Source organism: Leifsonia sp. CL147, assembly GCF_900114565.1.
Lineage (GTDB): Bacteria > Actinomycetota > Actinomycetes > Actinomycetales > Microbacteriaceae > Leifsonia.
On record NZ_FOTM01000011.1, the window covers coordinates 1 to 20,443 of the forward strand.

20 protein-coding genes are annotated in these 20,443 nt (G+C 70.8%); 7 read left to right on the forward strand and 13 right to left on the reverse strand.

What is annotated here, in order from left to right; all coding sequences use genetic code 11:
- On the reverse strand, positions 1-188 hold a 188-nt coding region (locus BM287_RS10645; RefSeq protein WP_170857517.1), incomplete at its 3' end, for a transposase.
- Positions 189-389: 201 nt separating this feature from the next.
- Between BM287_RS10645 and BM287_RS10650 the strand changes: the two genes are divergently transcribed.
- The 4 genes from BM287_RS10650 to BM287_RS10665 all read left to right on the forward strand — a co-directional run bounded on the left by BM287_RS10650 (position 390) and on the right by BM287_RS10665 (position 2,823).
- Entirely contained in the window at positions 390-677 is a 288-nt protein-coding gene (locus tag BM287_RS10650) for a hypothetical protein (protein WP_090039267.1), read from the forward strand.
- Between the two features lie 169 nt (positions 678-846).
- The gene (locus BM287_RS10655) at positions 847-1,911 is read left to right on the forward strand and encodes a hypothetical protein (RefSeq protein WP_139230657.1); all 1,065 of its coding nucleotides are present in this window, start codon (positions 847-849) and stop codon (positions 1,909-1,911) included.
- The gene (locus tag BM287_RS10660) at positions 1,908-2,318 is read left to right on the forward strand and encodes a hypothetical protein (RefSeq protein WP_090039273.1); all 411 of its coding nucleotides are present in this window, start codon (positions 1,908-1,910) and stop codon (positions 2,316-2,318) included. The genes BM287_RS10655 and BM287_RS10660 overlap by 4 nt, the downstream gene beginning before the upstream one ends.
- Before the next feature lie 100 nt (positions 2,319-2,418).
- A complete protein-coding gene (locus tag BM287_RS10665) occupies positions 2,419-2,823 on the forward strand; it encodes a hypothetical protein (protein WP_090039482.1) in 405 nt (134 codons plus the stop codon).
- 61 nt (positions 2,824-2,884) lie between these two features.
- Here BM287_RS10665 and hisS read toward each other — a convergent pair whose 3' ends face one another.
- A complete protein-coding gene (hisS, locus tag BM287_RS10670) occupies positions 2,885-4,177 on the reverse strand; it encodes a histidine--tRNA ligase (protein ID WP_090039276.1) in 1,293 nt (430 codons plus the stop codon).
- A gap of 359 nt (positions 4,178-4,536) precedes the next feature.
- Complete coding sequence (locus BM287_RS10675; protein WP_244528161.1) at positions 4,537-5,352, reverse strand: nucleoside triphosphate pyrophosphohydrolase; 816 nt, start codon at positions 5,350-5,352, stop codon at positions 4,537-4,539.
- A 131-nt stretch (positions 5,353-5,483) separates the two neighbouring features.
- Here BM287_RS10675 and BM287_RS10680 point away from each other — a divergent pair, with 131 nt between their 5' ends.
- Complete coding sequence (locus BM287_RS10680) at positions 5,484-6,635, forward strand: Na+/H+ antiporter NhaA (protein WP_090039278.1); 1,152 nt, start codon at positions 5,484-5,486, stop codon at positions 6,633-6,635.
- Positions 6,636-6,738: 103 nt separating this feature from the next.
- On the opposite strand, the gene mfd is transcribed toward BM287_RS10680, so the two are convergent.
- The 4 genes from mfd to BM287_RS10700 all read right to left on the reverse strand — a co-directional run bounded on the left by mfd (position 6,739) and on the right by BM287_RS10700 (position 13,075).
- Complete coding sequence (gene mfd / locus BM287_RS10685; RefSeq protein ID WP_090039281.1) at positions 6,739-10,365, reverse strand: transcription-repair coupling factor; 3,627 nt, start codon at positions 10,363-10,365, stop codon at positions 6,739-6,741.
- 54 nt (positions 10,366-10,419) lie between these two features.
- On the reverse strand, positions 10,420-11,124 hold the full coding sequence (locus BM287_RS10690) for an alpha/beta fold hydrolase (RefSeq protein ID WP_090039283.1): 705 nt from the start codon (positions 11,122-11,124) through the stop codon (positions 10,420-10,422).
- 694 nt (positions 11,125-11,818) lie between these two features.
- Complete coding sequence (pth, locus tag BM287_RS10695) at positions 11,819-12,466, reverse strand: aminoacyl-tRNA hydrolase (RefSeq protein ID WP_090039286.1); 648 nt, start codon at positions 12,464-12,466, stop codon at positions 11,819-11,821.
- A 9-nt stretch (positions 12,467-12,475) separates the two neighbouring features.
- A complete protein-coding gene (locus BM287_RS10700) occupies positions 12,476-13,075 on the reverse strand; it encodes a 50S ribosomal protein L25/general stress protein Ctc (protein WP_090039486.1) in 600 nt (199 codons plus the stop codon).
- 239 nt (positions 13,076-13,314) lie between these two features.
- Here BM287_RS10700 and BM287_RS10705 point away from each other — a divergent pair, with 239 nt between their 5' ends.
- Positions 13,315-13,752 (forward strand): SRPBCC family protein, encoded by a 438-nt coding sequence (locus BM287_RS10705; RefSeq protein WP_090039288.1) that lies wholly within the window; start codon positions 13,315-13,317, stop codon positions 13,750-13,752.
- Positions 13,745-14,203, forward strand: a complete 459-nt coding sequence (locus tag BM287_RS10710; RefSeq protein ID WP_090039293.1) for a MarR family winged helix-turn-helix transcriptional regulator — start codon at positions 13,745-13,747, stop codon at positions 14,201-14,203. The genes BM287_RS10705 and BM287_RS10710 overlap by 8 nt, the downstream gene beginning before the upstream one ends.
- A gap of 49 nt (positions 14,204-14,252) precedes the next feature.
- On the opposite strand, the gene BM287_RS10715 is transcribed toward BM287_RS10710, so the two are convergent.
- Genes BM287_RS10715 through BM287_RS10740 form a run of 6 tightly spaced genes read right to left on the reverse strand, consistent with a single transcriptional unit; the run spans position 14,253 to position 20,399 of the window.
- Complete coding sequence (locus tag BM287_RS10715) at positions 14,253-14,852, reverse strand: gluconokinase (protein ID WP_244528162.1); 600 nt, start codon at positions 14,850-14,852, stop codon at positions 14,253-14,255.
- A gap of 55 nt (positions 14,853-14,907) precedes the next feature.
- Positions 14,908-16,155 (reverse strand): D-mannonate dehydratase ManD, encoded by a 1,248-nt coding sequence (gene manD, locus BM287_RS10720; protein WP_090039296.1) that lies wholly within the window; start codon positions 16,153-16,155, stop codon positions 14,908-14,910.
- Positions 16,152-17,483 carry a mannitol dehydrogenase family protein gene (locus BM287_RS10725; RefSeq protein ID WP_090039298.1) on the reverse strand — a complete coding sequence of 444 codons (1,332 nt, stop codon included), beginning with the start codon at positions 17,481-17,483 and terminating at the stop codon, positions 16,152-16,154. Before BM287_RS10725 ends, manD begins: the two co-directional genes overlap by 4 nt.
- Positions 17,480-18,391, reverse strand: a complete 912-nt coding sequence (locus BM287_RS10730; RefSeq protein ID WP_090039300.1) for a sugar phosphate isomerase/epimerase family protein — start codon at positions 18,389-18,391, stop codon at positions 17,480-17,482. The genes BM287_RS10725 and BM287_RS10730 overlap by 4 nt, the downstream gene beginning before the upstream one ends.
- Positions 18,388-19,563 carry a Gfo/Idh/MocA family protein gene (locus tag BM287_RS10735; RefSeq protein WP_090039301.1) on the reverse strand — a complete coding sequence of 392 codons (1,176 nt, stop codon included), beginning with the start codon at positions 19,561-19,563 and terminating at the stop codon, positions 18,388-18,390. Before BM287_RS10735 ends, BM287_RS10730 begins: the two co-directional genes overlap by 4 nt.
- The gene (locus tag BM287_RS10740) at positions 19,560-20,399 is read right to left on the reverse strand and encodes a sugar phosphate isomerase/epimerase family protein (RefSeq protein WP_090039490.1); all 840 of its coding nucleotides are present in this window, start codon (positions 20,397-20,399) and stop codon (positions 19,560-19,562) included. Before BM287_RS10740 ends, BM287_RS10735 begins: the two co-directional genes overlap by 4 nt.
- Positions 20,400-20,443 lie beyond the last annotated feature (44 nt).

Here is a 20,443-nt window from a genome sequence, read left to right on the forward strand (position 1 = left end):
TAGCCATTGCGTTGCGCGGTGCGGTCGGGGCTGGGCTTGCCCCATTCCGCGCCGACGACGGCGTCGGCGTCCGCGGAGAGGAGCGCGTTGATCGTGGTCTGCAACAGGCTGCGCATCAGATCCGGCGACGCGTCGGTCAAGGCTTCAGCGAGCACGCTCGCAGGGTCGACAATGTGAAGTGCGGTCATCGTGATGATGCCTTTCGAGTGGAGGTAAGAGACTTCTCGAAGGATCACACGGTGACCGCGCCCACGTCCGAAACGACGAGCCAGCCACCGCGCTACACCACATTACGGGGCACTACTGGGCCCCGCTCGGGGGCGGTGACCGCAATCGCCCGGCCCCGCCGATGCCCTGTTAGCGTGACCGGACTTGCGAAAGGGGTACATGTGAGCGAGGAGGTCGCCGTCGACACGGGACAGTTGAGGGCTGCTGCGCAGGTGTTGGCGCAGGCAAGCGACCCTCGACGTATGTCAGGGGTGGAAGCGTCGTATCTCGGCTCGGCCGTTGCGGCTGACGCGTTCGAGCGGTTCGAGGAGTACTGGCCGCCCGCGCGATCGTTGCTGACGAGCAGCGTGGACGCGATGAAACGTGCGCTCATTGCGGCGGCGGATGGGTATGAGCGACGCGATACTGAGGACGCTCAGCAGTTCCAGCGAGGCATTCGTGCGGTCTAGCGCAGGCGACTGGTCGGTTGTGGGATTCGAGTCGGATCCCACGCCCGGCTGGGCAGAGGCGGCGGACACCTGGGCGTCCGAGCTCCGGACGGAGGCCGACTGGCTCTGGCATCAGTCCGAGGTCATGGGTCGCGCTCTGGAGATGGTTGCAGTGCCGCACTGGTCCGGGATGGCCGCAGAGGTGTTCGCGGGAACGCTTCGAACGGTCATCGACACGGCCAAGACCGCCGCCACGCAGCACCGCGACGCTGCGGAGGCGGCATGGAACTGGGTCCTGGCCATGGCGCAGGCTCAGGAGGACGCGGATGGAGCCCTGCGTGCCGCAGAGGACGCGCAGGAAGACCTGGCGTGGGCGCACGCACAGCTGCTCGTCATGGCGCACGCGGACATGACCGGCATCCACAGGCGTGTCGAGGAGGCGGAGGAGCGTATCGCCGAAGCCAAGGCGAAGGCCCGACACGCGGAACGCGAGTACGAGGCGGCGGCGGATGTCTTCGCCCGCCGTCTGGAACAGACCCTGACGGGCGGGATGACTCGCGCCTCGCATCCGGAGCTGAACGACGACTTCACGTCGCTGCTCACAGGGCTGACTCAATTCGACTCCTCCACGCTGAACGGCGGCACGATCCGCCCAGCCTCGATTTCAGTGCCGGCGGCAGGGGCGACCGCTGAGCAGATCGCCCAGTGGCTCCTCACCGGTGCTTACTCCGCCGGCGAGCTGATAGCCGCGTGCGGACTCGCGTCAGTCATGGCCGCCTTGGCTCTCGTCGTCCTCGGCGGAGTCGGCAGCGGGTCGACCGGCGGGTCGCAGTTCTACACACCCGAAGAGCAACTCAAGCGTTCTCGGCTTCGGTGGTATTACTACACCCACAATCTCGACGGATCGCTCAAACAACGTGTCGGTCCGCCGTCAGGCCCGTTCGATAAGTTCCTCAACGAAGAACCATCGTTCGAGCGCGTTGAGGACATCCCGGGGAAGACGCGGGAAGGCGACAGCGAGCCACATCGCGAAGTCGATACCAGAGAAGAGCTGGAAGACCTGAGGGACGAGATCTCCCGCGGTGGGAAGGCGGTCGACGCGCCCGCAACCTACGACGGCACGATGGTCGAGCTTCCTGACGGCACCAAAATCGGCTATCGAGACCAGAGCAAGTCGGGTGGGTCGACAATCGACATCTTCAGTCCTGGCGGAAAATACATCAAAGTGCACCTGCCGAAAGGATCAGGAAAATGAAGATTCACCCGGACACCCTGGAGCACCTGATCCTCCATCTTGGCCGAGACGACTGGATGCCTATCGGTGAACCTGCCGGCTATGTCGAGACTTTCGAGGAGGATCCTTCGAAACGGAGGATCCTCCTCGTGAACACCCTCCAATCCCTTGCCCGAGCCGGATTCATCCAGCTGGGTGACTTCGCACACCGAGATCCCGAGGACCGGGGCATCCGCGACTGGATGGAGTGGCCCGGAACCCTCGACGACCAGCTGACCCGCCTCGGCAAGATCCTGGACGCCGACGATCCGGACGACAGCTGGCGTTGGACGTGTTGGCTCAACATCACGGAAGCCGGGCGGAACGCAGCAGCGGAACTCCCGAAGCCCAGCAGTCGATTCTTCGACTGGATGCGCAAGCGGAGCTGACCGAGACACGTTGGAGAACCGGACGAACCGGCTGCCCGACGAATCGTTGCCCCCGCCGACGTCGACGCCGCAAAGTACGTCTCCCGAAGGGATGGGGAAGATGATCGTCAAGCCGGACACTCTCGAACACCTCGTGCTGTATCAGGCCGACGACGACTGGCTTGAACTCGGCAATCCGCACTACTACGCCGGCTACTTCGAAAGTGATCTTGTAAAACGCAAGGCTCTTCTCCTCGATACGATCCGGTCCCTGGCCGATGCCGGCTATCTCAAGATCGGCCAGCTCGAACGACGCGACCCCGGAAAGCCACGAAGCCTCGACTGGCAGGAATGGCCCGGGACCCTCGACGACCAAATGGCTCGGCTCGCCGAGGTCTACACGCCCGAGGTCGATGACGACGATGACTGGTTCTACTCGTGCTGGTTCGACCTCACCGACGCGGGACAGCACGTCATCGATGCCCTCCCTCAGCCGGATCACCGCTTCTTCAAAGGAGCACTCTGACTGCCTCCTTGTCGCACAACGCCGGCACTTTCTTCAGCCGAGCGGCTTCAGCCGAGCGCCTTCAACCCAGCGGCTTCAGCTCCAGCTCGGACGCGTCGGCGGTGTCGGGGTTCACGAAGGCGAAGGAGCGGAAGCCGGACGCCGCCGCACGATCGAGCACGCCCTTCAGGTTCTTGGCACGGCGATCCAGGCGCACCCGGCTGCCGCGGGCGATCAGCTCGGACTTGATCGCGGCCAGCCGGTCGAGCGGGACGGCGGGATCGTAGACGAGGACGACGGAGTCCTGCGCCGCGTCCTCCGGCACCTCGATGAGGTCGACCACACGCTCGAAGCCGATCGAGAACCCGGCCGCCGGGACGTCGGTGCCGAGGAAGCGCCCGATCATCCCGTCGTAGCGCCCGCCGCCCCCGACCGAGCTGCCCGATCCGGGGTGGGCGATCTCGAAGATCGTGCCGGTGTAGTAGCCCATCCCGCGCACCAGCGTCGGGTCGAAGCGGAGGCCCACGCCCGGCGGGAGGGTGTCCAGCGCGTGCGCGAGGCTCTCCAGGCCGGCGACGGCGTCGGTGTCCATCCCCTGCGGCAGGATGCCCGTGATCGCCTCGACGGTCAGCGCGACTCCACCCTCGGCCAGGTGCGGCTCGAGGTCGGCGAGGATGCCGCCGAGCACGGCAGCGGCATCCGCCCCGCCCTCGGCGAGCTCGGCCACGACCCCTTCGGCGCCGATCTTGTCCAGCTTGTCGATCGAGATCAGCACCTGCGGCCAGCGGGTTTCGTCGAAGCCGCAGTACTCGAGCAGCCCGTTCAGGATGCGCCGGTCGTTGATGCGGATCGTGCAGTCGTTCAGTCCGAGCGCCTCCAGAGCGGCCGCCGTCGCGGTGATGAGCTCTACCTCCGCCAGCTGCGAGGCCTCGCCGATGATGTCGATGTCGCACTGCACGAACTGGCGGTACCGGCCCTTCTGCGGCCGTTCCGCACGCCAGACGGGAGCGATCTGGATGCTGCGGAACACGGGAGGCAGCTCCGCCCGGTGGGTGGCGTAGAACCGCGCGAGGGGCACAGTGAGGTCGAAGCGGAGGCCGAGGTCGGAGAGGCTGAGCAGGTCGCCGGACTCGATCGCGCCGGCGAGGTCGTCGCCGTCGAGACCGCGCTTCAGGATGCTGAACGACAGCTTCTCGTTGTCGCCGCCCAGGCCCGAGTGCAGCCGCTCGATGTCCTCGGCGACCGGCGTCTCGATCTCGTCGAATCCGTGGGCGGCGAAGCTGCGGCGGATCACCCCGAGGGCATGCTCGCGGCGGGCCTTCTCGGCGGGGAGGAAGTCGCGCATGCCGCGGGGCGGGGTGATCGGTGAGGCCATGCGTCGATTCTTCCATGACGTCCCCGGCCACCCGCGTCCCGGCGACCCGCACCCCGGCGACCCGCGTCCCGGCCGCGCACACCTCCCCGGGGGATGGTGCCGCCGAGCCGCCCGCGCGTAGAATCGCCGCGTTGCCACCCTGAGGTCGCGCCGCCGTGCTCGACTCGGTGGTGTCCCCGCAAGTGGGACCTGGCATGAGTCGCATCCGTCCGACCACGGCGGTTTGCTCGCTGCCAGACATGGGCCGACAACGCGTCCGCCGGAGACCACGAGCGCGCCGCCGAGAGGCGCCTCACCCGAATGGCGATCGGAAGACGGGCGGACGCGCTGCCGGCCACCCGGGCATCCCCGGGAGGCCGCTACCCGGCGCTCTCGCGGGCGGGGCTCTCCTGGTCCGCGCTCTCGTGCTCCCGGATCTCGCCCTGCAGCTCCCGCAGCGTCGACCGCAGCGCGCGCTCCGCATCCATCCCCTGCGCCTTGGAGGAGGCCACGATCGCCAGCAGCAGCGCCCCCAGTTCGTCCTCGCTGCCCACCTGCACTCCGCCCGGCTCCCTCAGGTCGAGCAGCCCGACCTTCTCGGCACGCCCCAGCAGCTTGTCGGCGAGCGCCAGCGACGGCATGCCCTGAGGGATGCCGTCGAGCACGCTCGTGCGCCCGGGCTTCTCCTGCTTCTTCAGGTCGTCCCAGAAGCCGACGACGTCCTGCGCCGTCTCCGCGGTCCGGGCCGAGGGAGCCGTCCGGTCGCCGAAGACATGCGGATGACGGCCGACCATCTTCGCCGTCATGTGCGCCGCCACATCCTGGATGTCGAACTCCTCGCCAGGCGTGTGCGCCGCGATGTCCGCGTGGAACAGCACCTGGTAGAGCACGTCGCCGAGCTCCTCGAGCAGCTCATCCCGGTCGCCCGTCTCGATCGCGTCGATGAGCTCGTAGGTCTCCTCGATCAGGTACTGGACGAGCGACTCGTGCGTCTGGTCCGCATCCCACGGGCAGCCGCCGGCGGCGCGCAGCCGGGCCATCACGGCGACCAGCTCGTCGAGCCGCGTCGGTGCGCCGGAGAGGTCCGCGCCGATCCCGTCGCGGATCCCGTCGGGGATCCCGGACGCAGTGGCGCTCGCGTTCGTTGCGGCCGCGTCCGCCGTCGACATCGCGGTCGGGATGCTCGGGTCGCTCATCGGTCGTCCTCTCGTGCGCGTTCGGTTCCAGCATCCTCCCACCGAGAGCCGTCGGTAGACTGGGCGACTGGTGTGCCGGGAAGTCTGGTCGGCGAGAATTCTGCCTGTCTTCGAACGAGAGTCGTCACCGCATGAGCATCATCCGATCCGAGCGCACCGCCGCCGGCCTCCTGCTGGGAGCGGCGGCCCTCGGCCTTCTGCTGGCCAATACGCCGGTCGGCCCCGGGCTGCTCGACCTGCAGCACTCGAGGCTGGGCGGCGGCGCACTGGCGCTGAGCGTCGGCCATTGGATCAGCGACGGACTGCTCGCGATCTTCTTCTTCATCGTGGCCGTCGAGCTCAAGCACGAACTCGTGGCCGGCGAGCTGAACAGCGTGCAGAAGGCCATCCACCCGGCGATCGCGGCGGTCGCCGGGGTCATCGTCCCGGCCGGACTCTACCTGGCGGTGACCGCCGGAACCGGTCAGCAGCAGGGCTGGCCGATCCCGACGGCGACGGACATCGCCTTCGCGCTGGGGGTCCTGGCCGTGTTCGGCCGGGGGCTGCCGAACCGTCTTCGGGTGTTCCTCCTCGCCCTCGCGGTCCTCGACGACCTGATCGCCATCCTCATCATCGCGATCTTCTTCACGACGAACCCCAACGTCCTCGAGCTCGTCCTCGCGGCGATCACGGTCGCTCTGTTCGGCGTGCTGAGCCGGATGCTGCGCGGACGGCTGCGCTGGCCGCTGGGTGTCCTCATGGTGCTGCTCGCCCTCCTGTCCTGGTGGCTGGTCCACGACTCGGGCGTGCACGCCACGATCGCGGGCGTCGCGCTGGGCCTGGCCATGGCGCGCCGGCCCGCCGGCCGGGTCACGCACGCGCTGGAGCCGTGGTCGAACGCGGTCGTCCTGCCGCTGTTCGCGTTCTCGGCTGCGCTGGTCCCCATCCCGTCGGTGGCGCCGTCGCAGTTGTCGCCGGCGTTCTGGGCGATCCTCGTCGCGTTGCCCGTCGGGAAGCTGGTCGGGATCACCCTCGGCGGCTGGCTCGGGTCGTTCGCCGGGCGGAGGCAGGACCGGGGCAGGATCTCGCCCTTCGCGCTGCTGACGGTGGCCGCTCTGGGCGGGATCGGGTTCACGGTGTCCCTGCTGATGAACGAGCTCGCGTTCGCGGGCTCGGCCGAGGTGCGTGCGGAGGGGACGCTCGCCGTCCTGCTCGGCTCGGGCGTCGCGATCGTCGTCTCGGGCATCTTGGTCAGCGCGCTGGCGCGGCGCAACCGCCGGCTCCACCCGCACCCCCACGCCTGACCGGCCGTCCCCGCACGGCCGGTCGCCCGGGCGCCCGGTCGCCCGGTCGCCCGGGCGGCGGAAGGCGCATCCACGGGCAGCGGCACGCAGCGCCGGGCGGGGGTCAGCTCGCGCGCTCGGCGGCCTGCTCCTTCTCGGGGAACAGGGCGCCGAGCAGGTCGCCGACCCACCCGATCAGCACCGAGTCCTCGAGCGCCTCGCCGTCAACCCGCGGCAGCGGGACGGTCGCGACCTTGGGCGCCGCGTGGTACTTCGACCCCGGGTACATCCGCTGGAGGCGCACCTGCAGCGAGTCGGGCAGGATCGCCGGCGCCAGCCGCAGGTTGGAGCCCATGGCGACGACCTCGCCGAGGCCCGCCTTCTGGGCCGCGCGCCGCAGGCGGGACACGGCGATCAGGTTCGTGACCGCCTCCGGCGGCTCGCCGTAGCGGTCGGTGAGCTCCTCCAGCACGAGGTCGATCTGGCCGTCCTTCGCAGCCGGGGATGCTGCGGTCGAGAGCTTCTGGTACGCCTCCAGGCGCAGCCGCTCGCTGTCGACGTACTCCTCGGGGATGTGCGCATCGACCGGGAGCTCCAGCCGCAGCTCGGTCTGCCCTTCCGCCACCTCGCCGCGGAAGGTGGAGACGGCCTCGCCGATCATCCGGAGGTACAGGTCGAAGCCCACACCCGCGATGTGGCCCGACTGCTCGCCTCCGAGCAGGTTGCCGGCTCCACGGATCTCGAGGTCCTTCAGCGCGACCTGCATGCCGCTGCCCAGGTCGTTGTTCGCCGCGATGGTCGACAGCCGGTCGTGCGCGGTCTCGCTGAGCGGCTTGTTCTCATCCCAGAGGAAGTACGCGTACGCCCGCTCCCGGCCACGGCCGACGCGACCGCGCAGCTGGTGGAGCTGGCTGAGACCGTACTTGTCGGCGCGGTCGATGATGATCGTGTTCGCGTTGGCGATGTCGAGCCCGGTCTCGATGATCGTCGTCGACACCAGGACGTCGAAGCGGCGCTCCCAGAAGTCGACGACCACCTGCTCCAGCGCGTGCTCGTTCATCTTGCCGTGGGCGACGCCGATGCGCGCCTCCGGCACCAGTTCTGCGAGCCGTGCGGCCATGCTGGTGATGGAGCCGACGCGGTTGTGCACGAAGAACACCTGACCCTCGCGCAGCAGTTCGCGCCGGATCGCCGCCGCCACCTGCTTGTCGGAGTACGGCCCGACGAAGGTCAGGATCGGGTGCCGGTCCTCCGGCGGCGTCGCGAGCGTGGACATCTCGCGGATGCCGGTCACCGCCATCTCCAGCGTGCGCGGGATGGGCGTGGCGCTCATCGCGAGGATGTCGACGTTGGTCTTCAGCTTCTTCAGCGAGTCCTTGTGCTCGACGCCGAAGCGCTGCTCCTCGTCGATGATGACGAGCCCCAGGTCTTTGAAGGTCACGCCCTCGGCGAGGATGCGATGCGTGCCGATCACCACATCCACGGTGCCGTCCGCCATGCCGCGCAGCGTCTCGCGCGCCTCCTTGTCGGACTGGAACCGGCTCAGCTGGCGGAGGTGGATGGGGAAGCCGGCGAAGCGCTCCTGGAACGTCTCCGCGTGCTGCTTCACGAGCAGCGTCGTCGGCACGAGCATGGCGACCTGCTTGCCGTCCTGCACCGCCTTGAACGCCGCGCGCACCGCGATCTCGGTCTTGCCGAAGCCGACGTCGCCCGAGATGAGCCGGTCCATCGGGATGGGCCGCTCCATGTCGGCCTTCACCTCGTCGATGGTCTGCAGCTGGTCGGGCGTCTCGGCGAAGGGGAACGCCTCCTCCAGCTCGCGCTGCCAGGGGGTGTCCGGCCCGAACGCGTGGCCCTTGCTCGCCATGCGCGCCGAGTAGAGCTTGACGAGCTCCACGGCGATGTCGCGGACGGCGCGGCGCGCGCGTCCCTTCGCCGCCGACCAGTCGCTGCCGCCCATCTTGGAGAGCTGCGGCGCCTCGCCGCCGACGTACCGGGTGAGGAGGTCCAGCTGGTCGGTGGGGACGTACAGCTTGTCCCCGGGATAGCCGCGCTTGGAGGGCGCGTACTCGAGGACGAGGTACTCGCGCTTGGACTTGACCGCGTTCCGTCCGCCGCTGGACACCTCGCGCTGCGTGAGCTCGACGAACCGGCCGATGCCGTGCGTCTCGTGCACGACGTAGTCCCCGGGCTTGAGGGCCAGCGGATCGACCACGTTCTTGCGGCGCGTGGCGAGCTTCTTGACCTGGCGCGAGTCGTAGCCCGCGGCGCGGCCGTAGAACTCGGCCTCGCTGATCAGAGCCAGCTTGGTCGCCGGGACCTCGAACCCGTGCTCGACGCTCGCCTTGATCAGGTACGCGATCCCGGGCTCCGGCTCGGCCGGGAACTCGTCCACCGCCCGTGCCGGCAGCTCCACCTCGGCGAGGACATCGGCGGCACGCTCGACCAGTCCGTTGCCCGCAGCCACGATGGCGACCTGCCAGCCGTCGCGCAGCCGGGCCGCGACGTGGTCGACCGCGCCGGACACGTTGCCCTGGAAGCTCGGAACGGCCTCCGCGTGGAGGCGCACCTGCAGGTGCTCCTCGAGCTCGCGCTCCTCCGGGAGGACCTCGGTGGCCGCATCCACCGCGAAGGGGCTCATCGTCCACCAGGGGTGATCGGGGCTCTTCTGGCCCGGCCGGCTGAACTTCACCGAATCCTTGAGCTGCTGGAGGGTGAGGAAGTCGCCGGCGGCGAGGTCGATCGGCGCGGCGGCACCGACCGTCGCGGCGCTCCACGCGGCCGAGAGGAACTCGCGGTTCGTCTCGGCGAGGCTCACCGCGCGCGAGGCGACGCGCTCCGGCGAGAGCACGGCGACGGCCGCACCATCGGGCAGGTAGTGCGTGAGCGGCACGAGACGATCGACGAGCGCGGGAGCGAGCGACTCCATCCCCTCGACCGGGATGCCCTCGCCGATCTTCGCGAGCATCGCCGACAGGCTCGGGAACTCGTGCTCCATCTCGCGCGCCCGCTGGCACACCGACTCGCTCAGCAGGAGCTCGCGGCTCGGCGGCAGGCTCACAGCCGGGATGGGCTCGGGAAGCGATCGCTGGTCGGCCACCGAGAAGGCGCGGATCTGATCCACCTCGTCGCCGAAGAAGTCGACGCGGTAGGGGTGGTCGGCGGTCGGCGGGAACACGTCGAGGATCCCGCCGCGCACGGCGAACTCCCCGCGCCGGGTCACCATGTCGACCCGGCCGTAGGCGAGATCGACCAGTTGCGCCGCAAGTCCGCCGAGATCGAAGCCGCGGCCTCCGGACGTCAACTCGACCGTGCCGTAGTCGACGAGGTTGTCGGCGAGCGGCTGCAGGGCCGCCCGGACGGAGGCGACGAGGACGAACGGCGTGCGCCGCTCCCCCGCGGACCAGTCGGCGAGCCGGCGCAGGGCGGTCAGCCGCTTGCCGACGATCTCGGCGCTCGGACTGAGCCGTTCGTGCGGCAGCGTCTCCCACGCGGGGAACTCGACGACCTCGGCCTGCGGCAGCAGGCCAGGCAGGGCTCCGCGGATCGACTCGGACTCCCGACCCGTCGCCGTGATGAGGAGCACCGCCTGCGACGCGCCCTGCTCCGCCCGCCGGCGCAGCAGGCCCGCGAGCAACGGCGCCCGCAGCCCGTCGGTCAGGGAGAAGTCGGCGTCACGCGCCGCATGCGCGAGAGCGTCGCTGAACGAGGACTCCCGCATGAGCGCGGCGACCAGACCCTGGAGTATCACTCGGTCGATTCTACGGGGGACCACCGACACTCGTCCCGCCGGGAATCCGGAAGGTCAGATCCAGCCGTCGAGGGCCTGCATAAAGCCGTCGTGGTCGTCGCGGTGGATCGTGTGGCCGGAGCCCGCCACGACCCGGACCGCGTAGCCCTCGTCGCGGAGGCGGTCCGCGAGCTGCGGCTTCACCAGATGGGAGTTGTCCGCGAGCATCACCAGGGACGGCACGGTCATGGCATCCGGGGCGCGCATCGCGGACGGCGTGAGCACCACCGGGATGGCCGCCCGGTCGAACGCCCGCATCGTCTCCACCTCGATCGCGACATCGGCCGGATCCCATCGCGGGTTGCGCTTCGCGATGCGGGTCGCCGACTGCCGGGCGAGCGTTCGCAGGAACGCCGGCGCCAGCATCCGCTGGAACCAGTCCGTCGCGGGGCACGAGAAGGCGGGGTCCACGTAGATCACGCGTTCCGGATGGAGCCGTTCGATGGCGAGGCTGACGGTCAGGCCGCCGAGGGAGTGTCCCATCACCAGTTCGGGATGGCCGGGCACCGTATCCACGATGTCCTGCGCCATCAGCTCGGCCGAGTACTCCCCGGTCCGCGGGCTGTGGCCGTGACCGCGGAGGTCGACGGCGATCACCCGGTATCCGCGCGCGGCCAGCTCCGGGCCGACGCGGCGCCAGTTGCGCGAGTCGGACATCACTCCGTGGACGAGCACGGCGCAGCGGTCGCCGGTGCCCCACTCGCGCGTGTACAGCTTCATTGCGGTCACGATACGGACTGCGGCTGATCCGGCGCCGGGTGTCCCCTACGCTCCGGCTGAGCATCCGCCGTCAAGGTGCACCGAGCGGGAACGCTCCCGCCGGCCGGCGCGCGCGATGGAAACGGAGGAGGAAACTCCCGACGCCTTGGAAATGTCCTCCGTTCAGCGCGATTGTTTCCCCCGCGTCGCGGGGTCGCCTCCCTTTTCGCTGCGCAGCGATGGGCGGAGGAGGCGGATGGAGGCGGAGGAGGCGGAGGAGGTTCGGCTCGCGCCGGGCACGAAACGCGGGAGGCGGAGGAGGTTCAGCTCGCGCCGGGGACGCAACGTGGGAGGCGGAGGAGGTTCAGCTCGCGGCGGGTGCGAAACGTGGGAGGTGGAGGAGGTTCGGCTCGCGCCGGGCACGAATGTGGGGAAACGGAGGAGGTTCGGCTCGCGCCAGGGACGAATGTGAGGAAACGGAGGAGGTTCGGCTCGCGCCGGGTGCGAAACGTGGGAGGCGGAGGAGGTTCGGCTCGCGCCGGGGACGAATGTGAGGAAACGGAGGAGGTTCGGCTCGCGCCGGCACGAATGTGGGGAAACGGAGGAGGTTCGGCTCGCGCCGGGGACGAATGCCTCCGTTTCAGCGCGAGAGGGCTCGCCACCCACGCGTCCCGGAGCCAGCCCAGGCCGGCGGTCAGCGGTCAGCGGCCGGCGGTCAGCGGCCGGCGTGGAAGCGGTTCTGCGCGGCGGTGACGCCCTCGGCCGCGATGTGCTCGACGGCGTCGGCCGCATCCGCGATCAGGATGGGCAGGTTCTTGCGCTCGGCTGCCGAGAACGCCTTGAGGACGTGGTCGGCCGCCGCGGCGGAGCCCGGGGGGCGGCCGACGCCGACGCGCACACGCGTGAAATCGCCGGTTCCGATGGCCGCGATGACGTCGCGGACTCCGTTGTGACCGCCGTGACCGCCGCCGTGTTTGAGGCGGATGGTGTCGAACGGGATGTCCAGCTCGTCGTGCACGACGATCAGGCGCGACGGATCGAGCGAGTAGAAGCGCAGCAGCTGCGACACCGGGCCGCCCGACACGTTCATGTACGTGTTGGGCTTGGCGAGGACGAATCGCGGGCCGCCCGGGCTCAGCCGGCCCTCGGCGACCGTCGCGTTCGTCTTGTGGGTCTTGAAGGTCAGACGGCCGCGCTCGGCGAGCTCGTCGAGCACCATCTGGCCCACGTTGTGACGGGTGGAGGCGTAGCCGGGCCCGGGATTACCGAGCCCGACCACGAGCCACGGCCCGTCGGCCGCCCCGGCGGAAGCCGCTCCCGAGGAGGAGGCTCCAGCGGAAGCGGCCGGACGGGTCGAATCCATCGCGGGCGGTTACTCCGCGGCCTCGGCGGCGGCGGCCGCCTCGGCCTCGTCGCCCTCGCCGCGCAGCGCGGCCGGGACGAGCACGTTGAGGATGAGGAGGTCCTCGTCCTCGGCCAGCGACGAGCCGGCCGGGAGTTCGAAGTCCTTCGCGTGGTACTGCGTGCCCTCGGGAGCATCGGTGACGTCGATGACGACGCGCTCCGGGATGTGGGTGGCCTCGGCCTCGAGGCGGATCGTGTTCACCTCGAGCACGGCGATGCTGCCGGAGAACGGCTCGCCCTCGACGTGGACCGGGACCTCGACGATGACCTTCTCGCCGCTGCGGATGAGGATCAGGTCGAGGTGCTCGATGATCTGCGACACCGGGTCCTTCTGCACGTCCTTGACCAGCGCGAGCTGGCCCTTGCCGGCGACGTCCAGGTCGAGGACCGCGTTCGCCTTGCGGAGCAGCAGGCCGACCTGGTGCGCGGGAAGCGTGATGTGGAGGGGCTCGCTGCCGTGGCCGTAGATGACCGCCGGGATCTTGCCCGCTGCGCGGATCTTGCGCGCAGCGCCCTTGCCGAAGCTCTCGCGCAGCTCGGCTGCGACCTTGTTGGACTCGTCTGCCATGATGTCTCCTCGCCGGCGATCGGCCGGCTGTCGGGCGAGCCGCGAGGCCCGCAGTGTGGTGTTGTTCGACTCGAACGCATCGAAGTGCGCGAGGAAAGACTGCGAAGCCTGCTCCACCGCGTCGATCACGGATGCCCCAGTGTTGGCCAGCGCATCCCTCGCCGAAGTTCAGTTGACGAGTCTACCTGATCGCGATATGCTAAGCGCGCTTATTAGTTTTCGGCCGATGGGAGAACATCATGTGGACCACGCAGCACCGTTCCGGTACCGCCGCCCCCGCCTCCGCCGTCTGGTCGGCGCTCCGCGACCTGCACAGCGGCATCCCGCTCGGGCCCTCGAGCGACCGCTTCGAGCTCCGCGGGCCGTTCGCGGTCGGGACGAGCATCACCGTCACGCCGCAAGGCCAGGACTCGATGACCTCGGAGATCGTGGAACTCGAGCCCGAACGGCTTTACGCCGACCGCACGGTCTTCGGCGACCTCGCGCTCACCTTCCGCCACACCCTCGCCCCGCGCCGGGACGGCGGGACGGACGTGACGCACATCCTCGAGATCGAAGGTCAGGGCGCCGACGCGATCGGACCGGAGCTCGGCCCTCAGATCGCCGGAGACTTCCCCGAGGCGATGGACGAACTGCTGGCGGCAGCGGAGGAGCGCTCCGGAGTCGCGCGTGGCTGAGGAAGGACTCGGAAGCCGCTTCCCCGCGGCCTCGCAGAGCCCCGGGCTGATGCTCTGGCGCGTGACGAACCGCTGGCAGGCGGCGATGCGCGCGGCCCTCGCCCCGCACGAGCTGACGCACGTGCAGTACGTGCTGCTGGCCTCCCTCACCTGGCTGGCCGACCGGGAGCCCGAGCGCGTGGTCACCCAGATCGACCTCGCCGGCTTCGCCTCGACCGACCCGATGATGACGTCGCAGGTGCTGCGGAGCCTCGAACGAGCGGGACTGGTGGAGCGGCTGCCGCATCCGACCGACGGTCGCGCCCGGGTGCTCAGAGCGACACCCGAGGGCGCGGCGGCGGCCCGGCGCGCGACTGCGGATGTCGAGGCGGCCGACGCCGCGTTCTTCACGGGAGTGGATGCTGCCGCGTTCGCCGCCCAGCTGGCGGCGCTCGCCGCGACGGCCGACTGACGGTACCGTAGCCGGCGGCGCTCGCCGCGACGGCCGACTGAGGCCGGCGTCAGGCGGAAGGCGCGTGCACGGCCGCCGCGATGTCGGCGGCGAGCTCCTCGGGCGGGCGGCTCACGTCCAGGCGCAGGCCGGCCTCGTCGTCCTGCAGCGGTTCGAGCGTGGCCAGCTGGGAGTCGAGCAGCGAGACGGGCATGAAGTGGCCGGGCCGCGCGGCCATCCGCGCGGAGAGCACGTCGCGCGTCCCGTCGAGCTCGGCGAAGACGGCGCCCGGCGCCTCGGAGCGGATCAGATCGCGGTAGGCGCGCTTGAGCGCCGAGCAGGCGACGACGACACCGTCCGGGCCGGTGCCGGCGACGGCCTCTCCCACGGCACGGAGCCAGGGGGTCCGATCCTCGTCGGTGAGCGGGATCCCGGACGCCATCTTGGCGACGTTCGACGCGGGATGCAGCCCGTCGCCGTCCACGAACGGCACTCCGAGCCGCTTCGCCAGCGCCTGCCCCACGGTGCTCTTTCCCGAGCCGGAGACGCCCATCACCACGATCCGCGGGCCTGCGCCGGACGCGGCCCGGCCGGCCCCGGCCCGCTGGCCAGCCCGCTCCCGGGCCTGCGCTCCCCGCTGTCCTCCCGTCGACTCCGCAGGCTGCTCCACCGCCACATCCATCACCCGTCCCGCCCTGTCCGCCGCCGTGCCGGCACGCCGGCGATCACCAGTCGTGCATGGAACCGTCGAGCAGACGGTTCACCGGCAAGTATGCCGCCTGGTACGGGAACGAGTCGGCCAGCACTTGGTCGTAGGAGACACCGAGTCCCGGATCCTCGCCCGGGATCAGCAGCCCGTCCTCGAAGCGGTAGGAGGGCTGGAAGACGTCGTCGGTCGAGGCGCTGTGCTTCATGTACTCCTGGATGCCGAAGTTCGGGATGGCGACGCCGAGGTGCACCGCGGCGGCCAGGCCGACCGGCGACACGTCAGTCGGCCCGTGCACGCCCGACTTGATCTGGTACACCGCGGCGTAGTCGAAGATGCGTCGCAGGCCGGTGATCCCTCCGGCGTGGGTGACGGGGCTGCGGACGTAGTCGATCAGCTGCTCCTCGAACAGCTCCCGGTAGTCCCAGATGGTGTTGAACACCTCCCCGATCGCCAGCGGCGTGGTGGTGTGCTCGCGGACGCGGCGCAGCACGGCCTGGTTCTCGGCCGGAGTCACGTCCTCGAGCCAGAACAGGTCGTACGGCTCGAGCGACTTGCCGAGCTTGGCCGCCTGGATGGGCGTGAGCCGGTGGTGCGCGTCGTGCAGCAGCGGCAGCTCCGGCCCGAACTCGTTGCGCACCGCCTCGAAGATGCCCGGGATGTGGCGGAGGTACGCGCGCGTGTCCCACTGCTCCTCGACGGGGACGGCACTGCGCCGTGCCGGCTCGTGGTCGTACCGCGTCGTCACGCCGCCCGCCCCGGCCGTGGCGTTCGCCGACGAGGCGACGCCGTACACGGACGAGAGCCCGGGCACGCCGGTCTGGATGCGGATGGCGCGGTAGCCCTGCTCCTGGTGATAGCGGATGGAGTCGAACAGCTCCGGCAGCTCCGCCCCGGAGGCGTGACCGTAGGTCAGGCAGCCGCGCCGGCTGCGCCCGCCGAGGAGCTGGTAGAGCGGGAGCCCGGCGACCTTCGCCTTGATGTCCCAGAGCGCGGTGTCGACGGCCGCGATGGAGGCCATGGTGACGGGTCCGCGGCGCCAGTAGGCGCCGCGGTACAGGTACTGCCAGGTGTCCTCGATCAGGTGCGCGTCCCGGCCGAGGAGCAGCGGGACGACGTGCTCGCTGAGGTAGGCGGCGACCGCGAGCTCACGCCCGTTCAGCGTGGCGTCGCCGAGGCCGACCATGCCGTCCTCCGTCGTGATGCGGAGGGTGACGAAGTTGCGTCCGGGGCTCGATACGAGGACGTCGGCGGCGGTGATTCTCATGCGGTGGCTCCTGAGGCGAGGTGACGGTGTGACGAGGAAGGTGTGGCGGAGAGCGCCGCGATCCGGCGCGCCAGCGGGTCGACGAGTCCGGCGGCACGGAGGGGATCGGACGGATCGGGAGCGAGCGCGCTGAGGACGAGGGATGCGCGCTCGGCGGCATCCCGGGCGTCGCGTAGCCGCTCGGCGAGCGCATCCGCCGCGGGATCGCGCCGCTCCGGCGTCGTCAGGTGGGCCGCCCACGCGGCCAGGACGCCGAGCTGCGCCTCTCCCGGGCCCCGCCCCGCGGCGAGCCGCGAGCGCAGAGGATCCAGGATGCGCGGGCCGAGCTTCTGCGAACCGTCGGCGGCGACCTGCGCCAGGCGGTGCTCGATGCGCGCGTTCGCGAAGCGGGCGCGCAGGGCGGCGAGCGCCGCATCCACGGCCGGGGCGTCGAAGGGCAGCTCCGTGCGCTGCTCCGCCCAGAGCCGTTCGAGCTCGTCGCGGACCGCCGCGTCGGCCAGAGCAGCGGCAACCGTCGGAAGGCCGCGCAGGAGGCCGTGGTAGGCCAGCAGCGAGTGCCCGGCGTTGAGCAGCCAGAGCTTGCGGCGCTCGAACGGCTCGACGTCGTCGACGAACCGGGCGCCGCCCGCCTCCCACGCGGGCCGTCCGGCAGGGAACCTCCCGGCCAGCACCCACTCGGTGAACGGCTCGGTCACGACCGGTGCGGCATCGTCCCAGCCGACGGACTGCCGGACGGCCAGGCGGTCCGCGTCGGTCGTGGCCGGCGTGATGCGGTCCACCATCGTGGAGACGAACGACACGTTCTCCTCGACCCACGCGGCGAGGTCCGAACCGGGATCCGCGAGCGCGAGGACGGCATCCCGGAGGACCCGGCCGTTGTGCGGCAGGTTGTCGCAGCTCACGACCGCGAGCGCTCCGGCTCCCGCTGCGGAACGAGCGCGGAGACCGTCGAGGATGCGTGCCGGCGCGGCGGATCCGGGCCGATAGCCGGCCTCGGTGATCGTCAGGGTCAGCACGGCCACCTCCGGGTCGGCCAGCGTGCCGCGCCAGGCGTCCGCATCGGCCCCGTCGTGGACCCGGCTGAGCGCGTCGACGGGAGTGAAGGCATCCGCGGCCGGGCCGCGTTCGACCAGCGTGTACACCGCATCCTGAGCGGCCAGCACGCGGGCGGCCTCGGGGCTGCGGCCCGTGAACGCGGCGATCCCCCACCCGCCGCCCGCGTCGTTCGCCGCCTGGGTGTACCAGGCCTGGTGGGAGCGGTGGAACGCGCCGAGCCCGAGATGGGCGACGCGGACGGGATGCCGGTGCCGCCGGGGCGGACCGCTCACGATGCCACCGCCCGCGCGCGCTCGGCGCCCGTCCGCGGCTCGGCACCCGTCCGCTGCTCGGCGCTCGTCCGCTCCGCCACCGCCCGCAGGTACGCGAGGTCGTCCGCCGTCCGCTGCTCCAGCGGCAGCGCGGTCGAGAAGTCCTCGCAGGTCACCCAGCCGTCGTAGCCGAACTCGTGCAGCGCTCGGAAGTACGCCTCCACATCCCCGGTCCCGGTGCGCAGCGGCGCCCACTCGGACCGCCAGCGCACCGTGCCGTCCTCCTCCGGCTCGCCGGCGACCCACGCGACGTTCTTGACATGGACGTGCGCAAGGTAGGGACCGAGCAGCTGGAGGGCGGAGAGCGTCCGCTCCTGACCCTCGATGACGAGGTTGCCGAGATCGTGGATGACGCCCACGTGCCGCGGATCGAGCCCCTCCAGCAGACGCCGGGCGGCCGAGGCGGAGGGCGTGATCGTCTCGTGGTGGAGCTCGACCAGCGCCTTCACCCCGAGCTCCTGGGCGCGAGCGGCCGCGCGCTCGAGGTCGCGGCGGGCGCCGGCGAAGAGCTCCGGATAGTCGCCCGTGTCGGAGCGCGGCATCGTGACCCGCACCTGACGCGCGCCGAGCTCCGCCGTCGCGGCGAGCATCCGGTCGACGCCGTCATGGTCGTCGCAGCGGGCGTACCCGCCGAGTCCCGAGAACTCCAGTCCCGACTCCCGCGTGATGCGGGCGATCTCGGGGAGGGCGTCCTCGAGGCCGGTCAGCGGCCAGGTGGCGCGGTTGCCCGCCCAGAATCCCGGCGTCTGCGCCTGCTGCTGGTCGGTGATCCGCCATTCGATGCCGTCCCAGCCCTGAGCGGCGAGGATGCGCGCCGCCTCCTCGGGCGACCACTCCGGAGTGGATGCGGTGAAGACCGAGAACTTCACGCGGTCACCCCCGTCGTCACGATGACGTCGTCGAGCGAGCCGTCGAGCACGTCGTCGAGCTGGATGGGCCTCCCGAGCGTCGCAGAGAGATACACGGCCCGGACGACGGCGAGCGACAGGAACGCGTCCGCCACGGTCACGCCCGGAGCACGACCATTGCGGATCGCCGCGACGACGTCCTCGTACTGGCGCAGGTGCCCCTCCACGAAGTAGTCCGGCCCGCGGTCGCCGCCGCGCAGCTCGGCGGCCGGGACGAGGTCCGCGGCCCGGTTGCCGGGAGCCTCCGCCGTGCCGAAGTACTCGAGCTGATCGTCGTCGATGATGGCCGACCCGCGGTCTCCGTGGACCTGGAGCCGCACCGACAGTCCCGGGTAGGCGGCCGTCGTCGCATGCACGACGGCGAGCGCACCGGACGCGAAGCGGACCGTCGCGACCGCGACATCCTCCACCTCGACCCGTTCGTGCGCGAGCAGCGCCGTGCGCGCATCCACCTCGACCGGCCGGCCGAGGAACCAGACCAGCAGGTCGACGGTGTGGACGCCCTGGTTCATGACGGCGCCGCCGCCGTCGAGCTTCCAGGTGCCGCGCCACTCCCCCGAGTCGTAGTACTCCTGGCTCCGCCACCAGGCGACGGAGGCCACTGCGCTGGTCAGCCGGCCGAGCTCGCCCGAGTGCGCGGCGCGCGCCACCACCTGCGACGCCGGATCGAACCGGTGCTGGCTGATCACCGAGACGACACGGCCGTCCTGCTCGGCGCGCTGCGAGAGCCGGAGGATCTCGCGGGCGCGGGGAAGGGACACGTCGAGCGGCTTCTCGATCACCACGTGGGTGCCGGCGGCGAGCGCCGTCTCGGCGAGTGCCACGTGCAGGCCGCTCGGCGTGCAGATCACGACGAGGTCGATGCCGCCCGCCGCGAGCGCGTCGGAGAGCTCGGCCGAGACGCGCGGCCGCGGCCCGCCGCCGTCCGCCACGATCGTGTCGGCGAGCGACTGGGCGGCCGCGGGCACCGCATCCACCAGGGCCACGATGGCGAGGCCGGGATGACGCAGGATCGCGCGGGCGTGGTTCAGTCCGATGATGCCGCAGCCGACGATGGCGACGCCCAGCGGGCCGGTCGTACCCGGGGTGTCGGTCGTACCCGGGGTGGCGGTCGTACCTGAATTATCGGTCATGCGAGTTCGACTCCGATCCGGTCGGTTAGCCGGCGGAACGCGCGGGCGGCGACCCCGAAGGCCGCCGGGCCCGAGAACCCGCCGAGGGCGTTCACATCCGTGAGGTGGGGCTCCAGCGAGGCGAAGCCGGTGTAGCCGTCGTCGCGCAGCGCGGTGAGGGTCTCGAGCACCTGGCCGTCGCCCTCCCCCGCCGGCGTCACCTCTCCGGTCGCGCTCCGGGCATCCTTCACCTGCAGGTACTCCAGGTGCGGCCGCAGCAGCGCGTAGCCGTCGTCGAAGGGATGCGCGACGCCGACCTGGACGAAGTTCGCGCTGTCCCAGGCCAGCCGCAGCGCCGGCGAGCCGACCGTCTCCACGATGTCGAGGCAGCGCCCGGGAGTGTCGCCGTAGATGTCCTTCTCGTTCTCGTGCAGGAGCACCACGCCGGCGAGCTCGGCCGCATCGGCCAGGGCCCGCATCCGGACCATCACGTCGTCGCGGATGTCCTCCACGGCCACCCCCTCGCCGCGGAAGAAGGAGAACAGCCGGATGTAGCGCGTGCCCAGGCGCTCGGCCGCACGGATCGCCCGGCCCAGCCGCTCCACCTCGTGGTCGACCGGGAGGCTCACATCCACCTTGCCGACCGGCGAGGCGATGGCCGAGACGGCCATCCCGCGCTCCTCGAAGACGGCGGCGAGCGCATCCAGCTGGTCCTCATCCAGGTCCACGATGTTCACGCCCCAGGCGCTCCGCACCTCGATGCAGCCGGCTCCGAGGGACTGCAGCACCGCGGCCTGCACCGCCGGGTCCGGGTCGATCTCGTCGCCGAACCCCGACAGCGTCCACGTCGTCGTCATCGTCTCTGCTTCCGTTCCCGTCACGGTCGTCACCGAACTCCTCC

Excerpts from the sequence above, each read along its gene's own strand:
- BM287_RS10690 (WP_090039283.1), bottom strand. The coding sequence starts at position 11,124 with ATGAAGCTGTACACGCGCGAGTGGGGCACCGGCGACCGCTGCGCCGTG.
- pth (WP_090039286.1), bottom strand. The coding sequence starts at position 12,466 with ATGGATTCGACCCGTCCGGCCGCTTCCGCTGGAGCCTCCTCCTCGGGA.
- BM287_RS10660 (WP_090039273.1), top strand. The coding sequence starts at position 1,908 with ATGAAGATTCACCCGGACACCCTGGAGCACCTGATCCTCCATCTTGGC.
- BM287_RS10665 (WP_090039482.1), top strand. The coding sequence starts at position 2,419 with ATGATCGTCAAGCCGGACACTCTCGAACACCTCGTGCTGTATCAGGCC.
- BM287_RS10655 (WP_139230657.1), top strand. The coding sequence starts at position 847 with ATGGCCGCAGAGGTGTTCGCGGGAACGCTTCGAACGGTCATCGACACG.
- manD (WP_090039296.1), bottom strand. The coding sequence starts at position 16,155 with ATGAGAATCACCGCCGCCGACGTCCTCGTATCGAGCCCCGGACGCAAC.
- BM287_RS10675 (WP_244528161.1), bottom strand. The coding sequence starts at position 5,352 with ATGAGCGACCCGAGCATCCCGACCGCGATGTCGACGGCGGACGCGGCC.
- BM287_RS10680 (WP_090039278.1), top strand. The coding sequence starts at position 5,484 with ATGAGCATCATCCGATCCGAGCGCACCGCCGCCGGCCTCCTGCTGGGA.
- BM287_RS10705 (WP_090039288.1), top strand. The coding sequence starts at position 13,315 with ATGTGGACCACGCAGCACCGTTCCGGTACCGCCGCCCCCGCCTCCGCC.
- BM287_RS10740 (WP_090039490.1), bottom strand. The coding sequence starts at position 20,399 with ATGACGACGACGTGGACGCTGTCGGGGTTCGGCGACGAGATCGACCCG.
- BM287_RS10735 (WP_090039301.1), bottom strand. The coding sequence starts at position 19,563 with ATGACCGATAATTCAGGTACGACCGCCACCCCGGGTACGACCGACACC.
- BM287_RS10700 (WP_090039486.1), bottom strand. The coding sequence starts at position 13,075 with ATGGCAGACGAGTCCAACAAGGTCGCAGCCGAGCTGCGCGAGAGCTTC.
- hisS (WP_090039276.1), bottom strand. The coding sequence starts at position 4,177 with ATGGCCTCACCGATCACCCCGCCCCGCGGCATGCGCGACTTCCTCCCC.